Annotated in this window: 11 protein-coding genes; 10 read left to right on the forward strand and 1 reads right to left on the reverse strand. The window is 68.3% G+C overall.

Annotation, left to right across the window (positions count from 1 at the left end; all coding sequences use genetic code 11):
- The first annotated feature begins 37 nt into the window (after positions 1 to 37).
- From VLG41_RS01180 to VLG41_RS01220, 9 genes are read left to right on the forward strand one after another with little or no spacing between them, the layout of a single operon-like run.
- Positions 38 to 1,090: a chain-length determining protein gene (locus VLG41_RS01180; RefSeq protein WP_325347568.1), complete on the forward strand. Its 1,053-nt coding sequence runs from the start codon at positions 38 to 40 to the stop codon at positions 1,088 to 1,090.
- 10 nt (positions 1,091 to 1,100) lie between these two features.
- Complete coding sequence (locus tag VLG41_RS01185; RefSeq protein WP_325347569.1) at positions 1,101 to 2,795, forward strand: polysaccharide biosynthesis/export family protein; 1,695 nt, start codon at positions 1,101 to 1,103, stop codon at positions 2,793 to 2,795.
- On the forward strand, positions 2,795 to 4,039 hold the full coding sequence (gene wecB / locus VLG41_RS01190; RefSeq protein ID WP_325347570.1) for a non-hydrolyzing UDP-N-acetylglucosamine 2-epimerase: 1,245 nt from the start codon (positions 2,795 to 2,797) through the stop codon (positions 4,037 to 4,039). Before VLG41_RS01185 ends, wecB begins: the two co-directional genes overlap by 1 nt.
- Positions 4,040 to 4,049: 10 nt before the next feature.
- Positions 4,050 to 5,276 (forward strand): UDP-N-acetyl-D-mannosamine dehydrogenase, encoded by a 1,227-nt coding sequence (wecC, locus tag VLG41_RS01195; protein WP_325347605.1) that lies wholly within the window; start codon positions 4,050 to 4,052, stop codon positions 5,274 to 5,276.
- Positions 5,277 to 5,281: 5 nt separating this feature from the next.
- Positions 5,282 to 9,049 carry a glycosyltransferase family protein gene (locus VLG41_RS01200; RefSeq protein ID WP_325347571.1) on the forward strand — a complete coding sequence of 1,256 codons (3,768 nt, stop codon included), beginning with the start codon at positions 5,282 to 5,284 and terminating at the stop codon, positions 9,047 to 9,049.
- A complete protein-coding gene (locus tag VLG41_RS01205; protein ID WP_325347572.1) occupies positions 9,042 to 10,745 on the forward strand; it encodes a DUF6270 domain-containing protein in 1,704 nt (567 codons plus the stop codon). The genes VLG41_RS01200 and VLG41_RS01205 overlap by 8 nt, the downstream gene beginning before the upstream one ends.
- Before the next feature lie 13 nt (positions 10,746 to 10,758).
- Positions 10,759 to 11,829, forward strand: coding sequence for a CgeB family protein (locus tag VLG41_RS01210; protein WP_325347573.1), 1,071 nt, complete (start codon positions 10,759 to 10,761; stop codon positions 11,827 to 11,829).
- Positions 11,830 to 11,870: 41 nt separating this feature from the next.
- On the forward strand, positions 11,871 to 12,845 hold the full coding sequence (locus VLG41_RS01215; RefSeq protein WP_325347574.1) for a hypothetical protein: 975 nt from the start codon (positions 11,871 to 11,873) through the stop codon (positions 12,843 to 12,845).
- Positions 12,838 to 13,956, forward strand: coding sequence for a hypothetical protein (locus VLG41_RS01220; protein ID WP_325347575.1), 1,119 nt, complete (start codon positions 12,838 to 12,840; stop codon positions 13,954 to 13,956). The genes VLG41_RS01215 and VLG41_RS01220 overlap by 8 nt, the downstream gene beginning before the upstream one ends.
- Positions 13,957 to 13,968: 12 nt before the next feature.
- On the opposite strand, the gene VLG41_RS01225 is transcribed toward VLG41_RS01220, so the two are convergent.
- Positions 13,969 to 14,895: a DMT family transporter gene (locus VLG41_RS01225; protein WP_325347576.1), complete on the reverse strand. Its 927-nt coding sequence runs from the start codon at positions 14,893 to 14,895 to the stop codon at positions 13,969 to 13,971.
- A 75-nt stretch (positions 14,896 to 14,970) separates the two neighbouring features.
- Here VLG41_RS01225 and pyrF point away from each other — a divergent pair, with 75 nt between their 5' ends.
- Complete coding sequence (pyrF, locus tag VLG41_RS01230) at positions 14,971 to 15,813, forward strand: orotidine-5'-phosphate decarboxylase (RefSeq protein WP_325347577.1); 843 nt, start codon at positions 14,971 to 14,973, stop codon at positions 15,811 to 15,813.
- Positions 15,814 to 15,930: the final 117 nt, after the last annotated feature.

The following is a 15,930-nucleotide window of genomic DNA, read 5'->3' on the forward strand; positions in this document are numbered from 1 at the left end:
CTTTCCACGCTCTTGGCGTCATCACGGCCTGTGGTGGATGGCTGCGCTGTCCATCGCATTCAGCACGGCGTACTGGGCGCTGCTCGCGGCCGATCGCTATGAATCCGAAGCCCGCGTGGTACTCGCCCGGTCCGACCTGTCGGGTGGGCAAGCCATGGACTTCGCCACGCTCTTCGGTGGCAGCGCCAACAACCGCACCGATCAGTTGCTGCTGCGTGACCACCTGCGCTCCCTCGACATGCTGCGCCAGCTGAACGGCGCGCTCGGGCTGCGTGCCCACTACAGCGGCAACGGCGACCTCCTGTCTCGCCTGTGGGACGCTCAAGCGCCCATTGAACGCCTGCACCGCCACTTCCTGCGCCGTGTGAGCGTGGAGATGGACGAGTTCGCGGGTGTCCTGGTCATCCGCGCACAGGCTTACACGCCGCAGATGGCCCAGGCCATCACGGCAGCGCTGCTGGCTGAGGGAGAACGCCATATGAACGCCCTGGGGCACCAGCTCGCGCAGGACCAGGTGCGGTTTCTTGAACGGCAGGTGCACGAACTCGGCGAGCGCGCGGCCGCCACCCGGGCCACGCTGCTGGCTTTCCAGAACCGCGAGGGCATGGCCTCGCCCCAGGCCGCGGCCGACAGCATCGCAGCCATCGTGGCCCGCCTCGAAACGCAACTGGCCGAGCTGCAGACCCGGCGTGGCGGCATGGCCACCTTCCTGCAGCCCGGCGCCAGCCAGCTCGTCGAGGTAAACGCACAGATCGCTGCCGTGGAGCAGCAAATTCGACGCGAGCGCGAGCGACTCACCTCGCCGCAGGGCGGCACGCTCAATGCCGCCTTATCCGAGTACCAGCGCCTGCAGGCCGACGCCGAATTCGCCAACCAGGTACTCAACACCGCGCTGGTCTCGCTGGAGCGTGGCCGGGTCGACGCCACACGCACGCTCAAGCAAGTGCAGGTGCTGCAGTCGGCCGGTCTACCCGAATACCCCGATCGGCCACACCGGCTGTTCAACGCCATTGCGTACGCGCTGGGCACGCTGCTGGTCGCGGGCGTGCTGCAACTCCTGCTCACCATCGTGCGCGACCACCAGGACTGAGACCGTTCCCATGCGTCCCTCACGCCCCCCGCTTTCCTTCTCCGCCCTGTGGCTGACCGGCGCGTTGTGCTGCGCGCCACTGGCGGACGCGGCCACCCCAAGCGCATTCGAACCCGTGTTGGGCGACGCGGCCACCGCACGCGCGGCGCCGCTGCCCGCCGTGCCTCGCGTGAAGCCTTCGCCCGCTGCCTCAGCCCCCCGCGACAGCGAGGTCTTCGGCGCCGAACTCTTCACCGGCGCCTTTGCGCGCGAGGGCGCCGCGCTGTTCAACCCCGACTACGTGATTGCCACCGGTGACACGCTGCAACTGCGGCTGTGGGGCGCCTTCAGTTTCGATGCGCCGCTGGTGGTCGACCCCCAGGGCAACGTTTTCCTGCCCAACGTGGGCCCCGTGCCGGTGCGCGGCGTGCGCAACGCCGACCTGCAACAGACCGTCGAGGCTGCAGTGCGCCGCGTCTACCGCACCAATGTGTCCAGCTACGCCAGCCTGGCCGACGCGCAGCCGGTGCGCGTGTTCGTGAGCGGCTTCGTGTCGCGCCCCGGGCAGTACAGCGGCACCAGCATGGACAGCCTGCTGCACTATCTCGACCAGGCGGGCGGCATCGACCCCGAGCGCGGCAGCTTCCTCGACGTGCAGGTGCGCCGCGGCAGCGCGCTGCGCGGTCGGGTCGACCTCTACGACTTCCTGCTCGACGGCCGGCTGCCCGCGCTGCAGCTCGCCAGCGGCGACGTCATCTTCGTGCCGCCGCGCCAGAACACCGTGCGCGTGGGCGGGCTCGCGGCCAACCCGAAACGCTTCGAGTTCAGTGGCACCGAGCGCACCGTGGCCGACTTCGTCGCCCTGGCCCGCCCGCAGGCCGCCGCTACCCACGTGCGCATCACGCGCAACACCGGCACCGTGCGCCACACCGACTACCACCCCCTCAGCGAAGCGGGCAGCGTGTCGGTGGCCAATGGCGACGAACTGGAATTCACGGCCGACAAGAAGCCCGGCACCATCACCGTGCGGGTCGAAGGCGAACACGACAGCGCCCAGGAATATGTGCTGCCGTACGGCAGCCGGCTCGGCGACGTGTTCTCGCGCATCCGCCTCAACGAGCGGTCACAGCCGCAGAACCTGCAGCTCTTTCGCCAGAGCGTAAAGCTGCGCCAGAAGGAGCTGCTGTCCACCAGCCTGCGCAGTCTCGAAGCCTCGCTGCTGACCGCGCGCAGCGGCAGCGGCGAAGAAGCCAAGCTGCGCGAGCAGGAAGCCAAGCTGATGCTGCAGTGGGTGGAACGCGCGCGCCTGGTCGAGCCGCTCGGACAGGTGCTCGTCGCCCGCGACCCCAAGCGCGATGACCTGTTGCTTGAGAACGGCGACGTGCTGCGCGTTCCCACACGTGACGGCCTGGTGCTGGTCAACGGCGAGGTGCTGTTCCCCAACGCCGTGGTGCACCAGAGCGGCCTCTCCCTGGGCGACTACATCCAGCGCGCCGGCGGCTTCACGCAGAACGCCGATCACTCCCGCGTGGTGCTGGCCCGCGTGGACGGCAGCTACGAACAGAGTGAGGCGCGCCACCTTAGCGAGGCCACGCCCGTGAACCCCGGCGACCAGGTCCTCGTGCTGCCCAAGGTGGACCAGAAGAACCGCCAGTTCGCCCTGGACCTCACCCGGATCCTTTCGCAAATCGCCATCACCGCCGGGGTCGTCCTGGGAATCAAATGATGTATCTGCACAAAGATGAAGGCGCTCTCGCGCCCCGCAACCACCCCCTCCGGGTCCTGAGCGTTTTCGGCACCCGCCCTGAAGCCATCAAGATGGCGCCGGTGGTGTTGGCGCTGCAGCGCGTGCCGGGCATCCAGTCACACGTCTGCGTGACGGGCCAGCACCGCCAGATGCTGGATCAGGTGCTCAAGCTCTTCGACATCCAGCCCGATCACGACCTCAACATCATGCGACCCGGCCAGGACCTGACCGACGTCACCAGCAACATCTTGCTGGGCCTGCGCGAGGTGCTCCGCCAAGGCCGCTACGACCTGGTGCTGGTGCATGGCGACACCACGACGACCATGGCCGCCGCCATGGCGGCCTTCTACGAAAAGGTCGACGTGGGCCACGTGGAAGCCGGCCTGCGCACCGGCAACCCCCTGTCCCCCTGGCCAGAGGAAATGAATCGCGGCGTCGTCGGCCGGCTGGCTCGCCTGCATTTCGCGCCAACGGCCCGCGCTCGAGAAGCGCTGCTGACCGAGAACGTGGTAGCGGACGACATCTGGGTCACCGGCAACACCGTGATCGACGCGCTCCAGCACGTGGCCGATACGCTGCGGCGCACGCCGGCTTTGCGCGAGCAAATGGCCGCGCGATTCCCCTTCCTGGACGGCGCACGCCGCCTCGTCACCGTCACCGGCCATCGCCGCGAGAACTTCGGCGACGGCTTCGAGCGCATCTGCCAGGCACTCAAGCGCCTGAGCCAGCGCCCCGATATCCAGATCGTGTACCCGGTGCACCTCAACCCGTCCGTTCAGGAACCGGTGCGGCGCATCCTGGGCGACGCGTCAAACGTGCACCTCATCGAGCCGCTCGACTACCTGCCTTTCGTGCACCTGATGAACCGCTCGCATCTGATCATCACCGACTCGGGCGGTGTGCAAGAAGAGGCGCCCTCGCTCGGCAAGCCCGTGCTGGTGATGCGCGACACCACCGAGCGGCCGGAGGCCGTCGAGGCGGGCACCGTGCGCCTCGTGGGCACGGACATCGAGCGCATCGGCGCGGAAGCGAATCGGCTGCTTGACGACGAACTCGCCTACCAGCGCATGGCCAGGGCCATGAACCCCTATGGCGACGGCAAGGCCGCCGAACGCATCGTGCAGGCCGTCGCCCTTCGGTACGGACTGGTCAACGCCGCCCACGCCCCTCGCTTCGACGAGCCCTCTTCCATTCCCACCAGCCGAGAGGCCGCCCTTGTTTGACCACATCTGCATGATCGGCCTGGGCTACATCGGCCTGCCCACGGCCACACTATTCGCCTCGCGCCGCGTGTGCGTCACCGGTGTCGACGTCGTCCCCCACGTGGTCGAGACCATCAACAGCGGGCGCATCCACATCGTCGAACCCGAACTCGATGAACTGGTGCACGCGGCGGTGAACAGCGGCCACCTCAGGGCCTCGCTCACGCCCGAACCCGCGCAGGCCTTCCTGATCGCGGTGCCCACGCCGTTCAAGGACGGCCACCGGCCCGACCTGTCCTACATCGAGGCGGCGGCCCAGGCCATCGCACCGGTGCTCGCCAAGGGCAATCTGGTGGTGCTGGAATCCACCTCTCCCGTCGGCGCAACGGAGCAGTTGGCCCATTGGCTGGCCGCCGCGCGACCCGACCTCAGCTTTCCCGCGGCGGCCGGAGAACAGGCCGACGTGCAGGTCGCGTACTGCCCCGAGCGCGTGCTGCCCGGCCAGGTGGTGCGCGAACTCGTGAGCAACGACCGCGTGATCGGTGGCCTGACGAAACGCGCGAGCGACATGGCGGTGGCCCTGTACCAGGTTTTCGTGAAAGGCCAGTGCATCGTGACCAACGCCCGCACGGCCGAAATGTGCAAGCTCACCGAGAACAGCTTCCGCGACGTGAACATCGCCTTCGCGAATGAGCTCTCGCTCATCTGCGACCGGTTGCGCATCGATGTGTGGGAACTGATCCCGCTGGCCAACCGGCACCCGCGCGTGAACATCCTGACCCCCGGTCCCGGCGTGGGTGGGCATTGCATTGCCGTCGACCCCTGGTTCATCGTGGACAGCGCGCCCGAACAGGCCCGCCTCATCCACACGGCCCGGCTGGTCAACGACCACAAGCCCGAATGGGTGCTGGAACAGGTGGCGCGGGCCGTCCACGCCACGGGCAAACGCGAGTCCGCCAGCGTGGCGGTGCTGGGCCTGGCCTTCAAGCCCAACATCGACGACCTTCGCGAGAGTCCCGCCATGCAGATTGCGCGGGCGCTGAGCCAGCAAGGGCGCACGCTGTGGATCGCCGAACCCCACATCGCCGACGTACCGCCATCGCTTGCCCACCAGGCCCTCGTGTCACCCGCTGAGGCGATCGAGCGCGCCGACGTGGTGGTGGTTCTCGTCGCCCACCAGGCATTCGAGGCGCTGCGGGAGCGCCTGCGGCGGCACGACGCCGTGGTGGACACGGTCGGTCTGCTGCGCACCAACTGAGTGCCGTGGATCGACCGATCGACGCCCTCACCCGCGAATCCGGCATGGCGCCGGATCGGGGTCAAACCTTGCGGGCGCTGAAGGCCGACCTGGAGCGCCTGCAGGAACGGCATCGGGCCGAGCTTGACGAACTCCATCGCCTGCTGGCCGCGGAACGCACCGCGGGTCAGCGCCAACGTCAGCACATCGACAGGCTCACCGAGCAGGTGCTGCGCGAGCGCCAATCTCTCGCGGCCTTGCGTCGGCAGTTGGAGCGCAACGACCAGGAGGTGCTCGGTGCGCGGAACCAGGTGGCCCGCACAAGGGCCATGATGTCCTTTCGCCTGGGGTACGCCCTGTTGCACGGTTTCGGTTCCCTGCGCGCCGTCCTGGGCCTGCCCGTCCAACTCTGGGCGCTGTACCGCGAGGGGCGGCAGCGGCGGGCCGCCCAGGCGCACAACGAGCGTCGCCTGTCGGCGTACCCGCCCCGCCCCGCGGCACGCGCGCCTGTCCATTCCGCTGCCCGAAGGAGCGATCAACCGCTGCCGGCCACCTTGTCGGCACCCCGCCATGGGCTGGGACGCGACCTGAAAGCACTCAAGGTCGCGTGCATCATGGACGAGTTCACTTTCAGCTCGTATGCGCCCGAGTGCCAATTGCTCTCGCTGTCGGTGGGCGAATGGCAACAGGAGCTGGACGGTTTCCAGCCCGAGTTGCTGTTCATCGAATCGGCCTGGCGCGGCAAGGACGACCGGTGGGGCAGCAAGGTCGCCCACCTGGGCGACGAGGTCACGGCCATTCTGCAGTGGTGCCGTTCACGGCAGATTCCCACGGTGTTCTGGAACAAGGAAGACCCCATCCATTTCGAGACCTTCCTGAACACGGCCCGCCTGTTCGACCACATCTTCACGACCGACATCGACTGCATCCCGCGCTACAAGGCCGCGTTGGGGCACGAGCGCGTGTACCTGCTGCCCTTCGCCTGCCAACCCCAGGCCTCGAACCCGATCGAGAAGTACGCGCGCAAGGACGCCTTCTGCTTTGCCGGCGCCTACTACGTGCGCTACCCGGACCGCACGCGCGACCTGGGCAACTTCATGGCCGACCTACCCGCTTACCGAGCGGTGGAAATCTACGACCGCAACTTCGGCAAAAACGATCCGAACTACCAGTTCCCGCCGGATTACCAGCCCTTCATCGTCGGCACCCTGCCCTTCGATCAGATCGATCGCGCCTACAAGGGCTACCGCTATGCGATCAACCTGAACTCCATCAAGCAGTCGCAGAGCATGTTTGCGCGGCGCGTGTTCGAACTGCTGGCCTCCAACACCGTCACCATCAGCAACTACTCGCGCGGCATCCGCCTGCTCTTCGGCGATCTCGTGGTGACCACCGACAGCGGCCCCGAGATCGTGCGCCGGCTGCGCAGCCTGTGCGGCGATCCGGCGAGCGAACGCAAGTTCCGCCTGGCCGGCCTGCGCAAGGTGATGCGCGACCACACCTACGAGGACCGCCTGGCCTACGTGGTGGGCAAGGCGCGCGGCGGTCAGGGCGACGAACCGGCCAGCCTGTTGCCCAGCGTGACACTGACCGGCCATGCCAGGACCCCGGTGCAACTCGCCTCGCTGCTGGCCAGCTTCGAACGCCAGCGCGGCATCGAATGCCAGTTGCTGCTGGCGGTGCCCGACGACTTCCCGGCCGAACACCTCCCGCCCCCTCACCCGCGCGTACGCGCCTTGCGCATGCGCGAGTTGGAGGAACTCACGATGGGCGATCTCGCCACCGCATCGCCCTGGGTGGCGGGCATCGTGCCCGACGACTACCACGGCCCTCACTACGCGCTGGACTTGGCACTGGCCACCCGATACAGCCAGGCGCGCGCCATCGGCAAGCAGACGCACCACGTGTGGTCCCCCGGTCGCGGGCTGATCCTGGTCAACGAGGGCGCGCAGTACCGCCCCGCCACGAAGCTGCCGGCGCGTTGCGCCCTGGTGAACGTGACCGACATGGCTGACCTCGCCCTGTACGACTGGCTCACCTCGATGCACACACGCGTGCTGGTCAAGGCGGAGATGCTCGCGGTCGACGAGTTCAACTACTGCATGAACGGTGCGTCTGCGCCGCAAGTACCAGCCGCCGTGAACGATCTGCGGGACCTGCACGAGGGTCTGGACTGGCCGGCACTGCTGGCGCACGCCGAGGCCCTGCCCCCCGAGCCTGCGGCCGTGGACAGCGCGCCCCGGCTCCGCGGCGCCGAGCTGGCGGCGCACTTCAAGCCCCCCGGCGGCAAGGCCTACCAGTTGCGGGTGGCAGGCCATGTTTGGGAAGTGGCGTCCCGACTGGGCGACGGCAAGCACGACTACCTGTACTCCGCGTCCGACTTCAGGCCCGACTTCTTCGGGCCGCAGCGGCCATTGAAGTTCCACCTGGACGTCACGCCCGGCCTCAACCTGCAGTTCGTCATCCTCTTCCTGGACGCGCAGAAGCAGCGCATCAGCAGCGCGGTGAAAGCCGCCAACCGCAACCAGGAGGTCGCCGTGCCGGCCGGCACCGAGTGGATACGCCTGGGCCTGCGTGTCTATGGCAGCGGCGAGGCCTGCGTCAACGCCCTGGTGCTGGGGCATCGCACGCTGCGTCCCGCCACCGTGCTGGGGCGCGCCGAATACCTCCTGGTGACCAACCACTACGCCTCTTACGACGACCTGTACCGCAACGGCTTCGTGCACAGCCGCGTCATGGCGTACCGCGAACGTGGGCTGCCGGTGGACGTGTTCCGGCTGCGTCCCGACCAGGCCTTGTCGTACCACGAGTACCAGGACGTGGACGTGATCACCGGCTCGCAGGAGGCTCTGCACAAGCTGCTGGAATCGGGTCGCTACAAGGGTGTTCTGGTGCATTTCCTGGAGCCGGCCATGTGGGAGGTGCTCAAGCACCACGTGGACCGAATGCCCACCACCGTCTGGGTGCACGGGTCCGAGATCCAGCCCTGGCACCGGCGCAGTTTCAACTACGACACCGACGCCGAGCGCCATGCCGCCCAGGCCCAGAGCGAGGTGCGCACGGCGTTCTGGCGCGGCTTGCTGAACCCGCCGCCGGCCCGGTTGAAACTGGTCTTCGTGTCGCGCCACTTCGCCGACGAAGTCATGCAGGACCTGGGCTTTCGCCTGCCGCCTGAAGCCCACCACGTCATTCACAACCCGGTCGACACCGAGCTCTTCAGCTACCAGCCCAAACCAGCCGCGCAGCGCAAGAAGATCCTCTCGATCCGGCCCTACACCTCACGCACCTACGCGAACGACCAGACGGTCGCGGCGATTCTCAAACTGTCGACCCGGCCCTTCTTCCAGGAACTGGAATTCCGGCTCATCGGCGACGGCCAGCTGTTCGAGTCGACGGTGGCGCCGCTGAGGCCATTCGGCAATGTGATCATCGAACAGCGCTTCCTGAACCACGCCGAGATCGCGGCGTTGCACAAGGAATACGGCGTCTTCCTGTGCCCCACGCGCATGGACACCCAGGGCGTCTCCCGGGACGAAGCCATGGCGTCGGGTCTGGTGGCCGTCACCAGCGCGGTGGCCGCCGTGCCGGAGTTCGTGGACAAGGACTCCGGCCTGCTGTGTCGGCCCGAATCGGCGGACGACCTGGCCAACGCAATCGAGGCCCTCGTCAAGGACGAGCGGTTGTTCGCCCGGCTTTCGTCACAGGCCCCCCTGAACGTCAGGCGCTCGCGCAGCAAGTCGCAAATCATCGAGGCCGAAATGCGCGTGCTGGCCCCGCAGCCTTCCCATGCTTAAACACCTCATCTTCACCAATTTCGGCGTCGGTATCACCGACGAGCTGTGGCTGACCTACCGCCTGGAGATTCTGCAGCACACGGTCGCGGTGTCGCTCGCGGCGCAGACCAACCCCAACTTCGAATGGCACGTCTTCATCGACCAGCGCCTGCCCAATCTGCATCGCATGCGCCTGGAGGGCCTGAAGGACCTTGTGCGCGGTCTTGTCCTGCATGAGGTCGACGACTACGCCAGGATCATCATCACCGCCCACCGGATCGCCCGATCGACGCCGTGTGAGGTACTGGTCACCAGCAGGATCGACGACGACGATTGCCTGCACGTCAGTGCGGTCCATCGCATCCAGCAAGCGGCATTGGCCGATGTCGGTAGCGACCGAGCCTGCGTCATCGCGCTGCAAAACGGCCTCGAGTACCTGCCCACCGACGGCGTGGTGCGACCGGTACAACACGAACTCCTCGCGTTGGGCCTGTCGCTGGTCGACCGATGTCCCGGCGACGCGCCTCTCGTGGTCTCCAGCTACGCGTGCCAAACGATCTGCGAAACCTTGAGCGATCAGAACATCTCGGCCAACTACATCGGCGTCACGGACAGTGAACCCTTGTACCTCTACACCAGGCACCAGCTGAGCGATTCCAACTACTTCGGTGCCCGCGCGAGAATCCTGAAGGACACGGCCAGGTTCGAGATGTCCGACGACGTGTCGCGGCAGTTCGGCCTGGACCGCCGCAAGGTGGAGTCGCTCAAACGGGCAATGTTGCACGCGCCCGTCGGCATGCCATACAAGTGCCTGGAGCAACTTGCGCTGGTGCGTCAGGCATTGCGAGAAGCGACCCACGGGCTGCGGCATGAACAGGGGCCCGCCAGCGCAGGTGAAACGGACATCGACATGCTGCGGGCCAGGCAGCGGCGACTCGAGCGCCAGGCCACCCGCCGCAATCCGGCCGCGCGGGGCAAGGCCAAGGTCCGGGTGGCGATTCTCGGCTCCTGCGTGACCAGAGATCTGTTCGAACGGCAGAAGACCCATCTCGGTTCGTTCGAAGTGTGCTTCTACTCGGCGCGAAGCTCCTTGGCGTCGGCTCAGTCGTTGCCCAACACGGATTCACGCTTGAGCATTCCTCAGGACAGCTTTGAAAACAAGCGTGCGCGCTACGACTTGGACAAGTCCCTGTGGGATCGCCTTGAGGCTTCGCGACCCGACATTGTCATCGCCGACCTGATCGACGAGCGCCTGGGCCTGATACTGCATCAAGGCTCGGTGTTCTCCGCCAGCGGCCCCATGATCAAAGCTTTCGAACGGGCCGGCGTCGAACACGCCGTGGTTCGCCCGTGGAACGAGACGGCCGTGGCCCTTCGGCGATGGGCCGCCAAGCCGTTCCTCGAACGTATTCACGGCATCTGCTCCTCGGTGTTCCTGCATCGCGCTCAATGGGCGGATGGCTACCTGGACAAGGATCAGAACATCCAGAGCTTCTCCGATTCGCCATTCGCGAAACTCATTGAACTGAACAACCAGATCATGCGTGCGGCGTTCTCGGCATTGGAAAGTGCCTGCGTCCCGTTCGAGTCCATCGGCGGCCCGGAACCCGGGCACATGCTGGCGGGTGGCCAGCACCTGTGGGACTTTACGCCGTACCACTACGACGAGCGCTACTACCGGGCCCTGGCTCGGCAGTTGGTGGCGCACATCACCTGAGCACGACGACGAGATGGACTTCGCCCAAGCCTTGCCCGCGATGGCGCAGCGCTGGCTCGGCGGCCTGACCAGACCGGTCGCCCCTGCGCCCGCGCGCGCGCCCGGCATCCACATCGCGCTCGTGGCGGACGACCTCACCCACGCCTCGCTTCGTCGGGCCTTCCCGGTGCGCTACATCCATGCGCCCCGCGTGTGGCGCGCTACCCGTTTGTGCGACGCGAACCTCCTGCTGGTGGAGTCCGCCTGGCGCGGCGTCTACGACGACTGGCGCTACCGGATCGCCGCGTACCCGCAGGCCCCGCACCGCAATAACCAAGCCCTGCAAAGGCTCGTGTCGCAGGCCCGATCGGCGGGCATCACGACCGTCTTCTGGAACAAGGAAGACGGGGCGCATTTCGATCGGTTCATCGACAGCGCGTCGCTGTTCGACGTCGTGCTGACCGTGGACGAGAACTGCCTTCCCCGCTACCGCGAGCGCCTGGGCCCGCAGGTCAGGCTGGGGGTGATGCCCTTCGCCATCGAGCCCAGCCTGCACCGCCCCGACCCGCAGGGCCCGACGCAGCGACGCGCCTGCTTCGCCGGCAGCTACAGCCACCACGTGCACGCCCGTCGCCGCGAGTGGCAAAACCGGATGTTCCGGGCGGCCGAGCCCTTGGGCCTCACGGTGTTCGACCGCAACTCGAACCGCCGCAACCCCGACTACCGCTTCCCCGCCCTGCCCTGGCTCGATGTGCGCCCCAAAGTGCCGCACGAGGCCACCGCGGACATCTACCGCCGGCACCTGGTGTCGCTGAACGTCAACACGGTGGACGACTCGCCCACCATGTTTTCGCGCCGGCTGCTCGAGATCATTGCCTGCGGCAGCCTGGCGGTGACCAACCCCTCGCCATCGGTGGACCGCCATTTCCGCGACTTCTGCGAGGTGGTGCACGACGAGGAGCAATGCCGCGCAGTGTTCGAACGCCTGCACCGGGACGGCCTGTCCCGGCGCGACCGCGACCGCGCCCTCGCTGGCGCGGAATACATCCGCCACAACCACACCTGGGCGCACCGCATCGAGCTGATCCAGCGGCTGATCACATGAAGCGGGTGGGCGTGTTCAACCGGGGGCTGAGGCGCATGCCCATGCTGGACGCCTTTCTGCAAGCCGAGGTGGTGCCTTGCTGGTGGCGGCCCCGCGGCGCGCTGGACGCCACGGTGGGCTGGGGCCGCAGCCGGCATGCCCTGCGCGCCCGCCAGGTGGCGGCCGCCCGCGCTTGCCCCTTCCTGGCGCTGGAAGACGGCTTTCTGCGCTCGTTCCAACCCGGGCGGCAGCACCCGCCTGTGTCCCTGGTGTTGGACGACATCGGCATCCACTACGACAGCACCTGCCCCAGCGCGCTCGAGCGGCTGCTGGCCAGCGAGGAGGATCTGCTCGGTGGGGGTGCCGCCCGGGACGCCGCGCGGGCCCGCGCGCTGATCCTCGAACACGGCCTGAGCAAGTACAACCACGCCCCGCCGATGGCGCAGGTGCAGGCCGTGCTGGGTCGCCCGCTCTTGCGCCCCGACGACGTGCAGCGCGTGCTGGTGGTGGACCAGACCCGAGGCGATCTGAGCATCGCATTGGGCGGCGCCAGCGAGCACACCTTCACCGATCTGCTGGCGGCGGCCCTGGCCAACAACCCCCGCGCCACGGTCTACGTCAAAACGCACCCGCAGGCGCTGACCGGTCGCCGCCAGGGCCACTACACACGGCTGCACGATGGCGAGCGCCTGGTGGTGCTGCGCCAGGCCATCGAACCCTTGAGCCTGCTGCGACACATGGACGCGGTGTATGTGGTCAGTTCCACCCTGGGCTTCGAAGCCTTGCTGGCCGGCCGGCCGGTGTTTTGCTTCGGCATGCCCTGGTACGCCGGCTGGGGCGCCACGCGGGACCGGCAGCGCTGCGAGCGCCGCACGCGTGCGCGCAGCGTGGATGAACTGTTCGTCGCGGCCTATCTGCGGTATGCGCGCTACCTCAACCCTGAGACGCACGCTCCCGGCACGGTCTTCGATGCGATCGACTGGCTGGCGCGCCAACGCCGCCTGGCCGGATTCCTGCCGGAGCGCCACCGTGGATGACGCCCTCCCCTGGCGCGGCGAGCGCCTCATCGCTGTGGGCTTTCGGCGCTGGAAGCAGGCGCACCTGCGCCCCGTGCTGGCGCCCTGCGTGGGCGAACTGCGCTTCGTGCCGGACGCGGCCGCCGCCACCGCCCTCGGCCCCACGCCCGCCGACCGCCTGCTCGCCTGGGGCGCCACGCCCCCGCCCGGCCTGACCGATCTGGCGCGGCGCAGCGGCGCCGGGCTGGTGCGCATCGAGGACGGCTTCCTGCGTTCGGTCGGCCTGGGCTCCGACCTGATCCGCCCACGCTCCCTGGTGCTGGACGCTCAGGGTCTGCATATCGACCCCTCAACGCCCAGCGCGCTGGAGACCCTGCTGCAGACCACCCGTTTCGACCGGGAAGAATTGGCCGAGGCCGCGCGCGTGCGCGCCTTCATCGTCGAGCACGGCCTCAGCAAGTACAACCACGAGCCGCGCACCCGCGCCGACTGGTCCGCCGGGCGCCGGCGCGTGGTGCTGGTGCCGGGCCAGGTCGAGGACGACGCGTCCGTGCGCCTGGGCTGCACCCGGGTGCGAAGCAACGCCGCGCTGCTGGCCGCCGCGCGCGCGGCCTGCCCCGAGGCCTGGATCGTCTACAAACCGCACCCCGACGTCGCGAGCGGCAACCGCCCGGGCCGTTTGCCCCCGGCCGAGGCCCGGCGCTGGGCCGACCACGTGGAAACCGGCTTGGGCGTGGTGAGTTGCATCGAGGCCTGCGATGAGCTGCACACCATGACCTCGCTCACCGGCTTCGACGCCCTGTTGCGCGGCAAGCGCGTGGTCACCCATGGCCTGCCCTTCTATGCCGGCTGGGGCCTGACCACCGACACCGAGCAGGACGCGCCGGCGCTGCGACGACGCCAGCGCGTCCTCAGTCTGGACGAACTGGTCGCCGGCGCCCTGCTGCGCCACCCCATCTACTGGGACTGGACGCTGCGGGGTTACACCACGTGCATGGCCGTGCTGCACCAGTTGCGGGCAGAGCGCGACGCGTTGCAGGCCAGCGGCCGTCTGGCGCGGCTGCGCAGCGGGTGGTGGCCCCGGCAATGGCGCAAGGGTCGAGCACTGTGGGAAGGCTGGACGGGTGGCTGAGGGCTCGCCGCGCTACGTCCCTGGCTGGTTTGACGCCCCCGCGGGCTGCCCGGTGGCAGCGGCCTTGCCCGGCCACAGCACCGCCGCGATCGCCAGCATGATCAGCGCCACCGCCGCCCAATCCTGCCAGTGCAGTACCTCGTCCAGCATCCAGGCGCCGCTGAACACACCCAGCACCGGAATCATCATCACGCTCAGCGTGGAGGCAATCGGCGGCAGGCCGCGCGCCAGCACCAGCCAGGCCACCTGTGCGAAGGCGAACACCCCCAGCGCGTTGTAGGCGATGGCCGCCCACACCACCGGGCCCGGCGTCACGCCCCAGGCCTCGCGCTCGAACAGCCAGGCCAGCACACTCATCCACAGCGTGGCCAGCACGGTCATCCAGAAGGCCATGGTGAGCGTGTTGTAGGGCAGCGTGGTGCGGCGCATCTGCTGCGTGCCCAGGGCCCACACGGCCGCGGCCACCAGCATCATCAACACCCCCATCGGTGCGCCCGACAGGCGAACGAATTCGTGCCACAACAGCAGCAGCACGCCCAGCGCGGCCGCCGCCACGCCGCCCCAGGCACGCAGTGGCAGCCGCTGGCCGAACCACACCGCGCCCACGATCGCCGAGAACACCGGCATGGTGTAGCCCAGGATGGCCGCGCGCCCGCTGGACAGCGACTGGATCGCCAGCACCGCCAGCGTGTGCCAGAACAGCATGTTCGTCACCGTGAGCCCGGCCAGTTCGCCCCAGTGCTCCCGCGCGACGCGGAACGGAGCCTTGCGCCACCACAGCACCCCGGCCAGCACCGGCAGGCCGATCCACATGCTCAGCACGCGAAAGCTGAGCGGTTCGTAGGCGGTGATGCCGATCTTCATGATCGGCCAGTTGATGCCCCACACCAGGGTGAGCAGGACGAGCAGGGTCAGGTGCTGGCGGGAGATCGAATGCATGCCAGCGATCGTACGATTGTTCAAACCACCGCCTGGGCGGAGGTGCCCGATGCCCCCAACCTAAAATCCCGGCCCATGACCTTCATCGACCAGTTGCAGGCCGCCACCCGCGACAACGCCAGCCTGCTGTGCGTGGGCCTGGACCCGGACCCCGCCAAATTCCCCGCGCACCTGAAGAACGACGCTGCGCGCATCTACGACTTCTGCGCCGCCATCGTCGACGCCACGGCCGACCTGGCCTGCGCCTTCAAGCCGCAGATCGCCTACTTCGCGGCGCACCGCGCCGAGGAACAGCTGGAAAAGCTCGTCGCCCACATGCGCCGCGCCGCGCCCGGCGTGCCGGTGATCCTGGACGCCAAACGCGGCGACATCGGCGCCACCGCCGAGCAGTACGCCATCGAGGCCTTCGAACGCTACGGCGCCGACGCGGTCACGCTCTCGCCCTTCATGGGCTTCGACTCGGTCGAGCCCTACCTGCGCCACCACGGCAAGGGCGCCTTCCTGCTGTGCCGCACCTCCAACCCCGGCGGCGACGACCTGCAGGCGCAGCGCCTGTCCACCGTCGACGGCGACCCGCTGCTGTACGAGCACGTTGCGCGCCTCGCGCAGGGACCGTGGAACCTCAATGGCCAGTTGGGCCTGGTGGTGGGCGCCACCTACCCGGCGGAGATCGCGCGCGTGCGCGAGATCGCGCCCACGCTGCCGCTGCTCATCCCCGGCGTGGGCGCACAGGGCGGCGACGCCGCCGCCACCGTGCGCGCGGGCCTGCGCGCGCAAGGCAACACCATCACGGGCCCGATCATCGTGAACTCCTCGCGCGCCATCCTCTACGCCTCGTCTCGCGAGGACTTCGCCACGGCGGCGCGCGCCGCGGCCCTCAAAACACGTGATGAATTGCACGCGGCCCGCAGCAACTGAACGACCGGCGGCTTGACAGATACCCCCGTACGGTATTCCGTTTGGCGGATGCGGCGGCGCTACTACACCCCCCTGTAACCAAGCGAAACGCGTCATCGGCGGCGCAATCCGCCTGCC

This window comes from Hydrogenophaga sp., from assembly GCF_035481345.1.
Lineage (GTDB): Bacteria > Pseudomonadota > Gammaproteobacteria > Burkholderiales > Burkholderiaceae_C > Hydrogenophaga.

Excerpts from the sequence above, each read along its gene's own strand:
- VLG41_RS01210 (WP_325347573.1), top strand. The coding sequence starts at position 10,759 with ATGGACTTCGCCCAAGCCTTGCCCGCGATGGCGCAGCGCTGGCTCGGC.
- VLG41_RS01205 (WP_325347572.1), top strand. The coding sequence starts at position 9,042 with ATGCTTAAACACCTCATCTTCACCAATTTCGGCGTCGGTATCACCGAC.
- VLG41_RS01215 (WP_325347574.1), top strand. The coding sequence starts at position 11,871 with ATGCTGGACGCCTTTCTGCAAGCCGAGGTGGTGCCTTGCTGGTGGCGG.
- VLG41_RS01225 (WP_325347576.1), bottom strand. The coding sequence starts at position 14,895 with ATGCATTCGATCTCCCGCCAGCACCTGACCCTGCTCGTCCTGCTCACC.
- wecB (WP_325347570.1), top strand. The coding sequence starts at position 2,795 with ATGTATCTGCACAAAGATGAAGGCGCTCTCGCGCCCCGCAACCACCCC.
- VLG41_RS01180 (WP_325347568.1), top strand. The coding sequence starts at position 38 with ATGGCTGCGCTGTCCATCGCATTCAGCACGGCGTACTGGGCGCTGCTC.
- pyrF (WP_325347577.1), top strand. The coding sequence starts at position 14,971 with ATGACCTTCATCGACCAGTTGCAGGCCGCCACCCGCGACAACGCCAGC.
- VLG41_RS01185 (WP_325347569.1), top strand. The coding sequence starts at position 1,101 with ATGCGTCCCTCACGCCCCCCGCTTTCCTTCTCCGCCCTGTGGCTGACC.
- wecC (WP_325347605.1), top strand. The coding sequence starts at position 4,050 with ATGATCGGCCTGGGCTACATCGGCCTGCCCACGGCCACACTATTCGCC.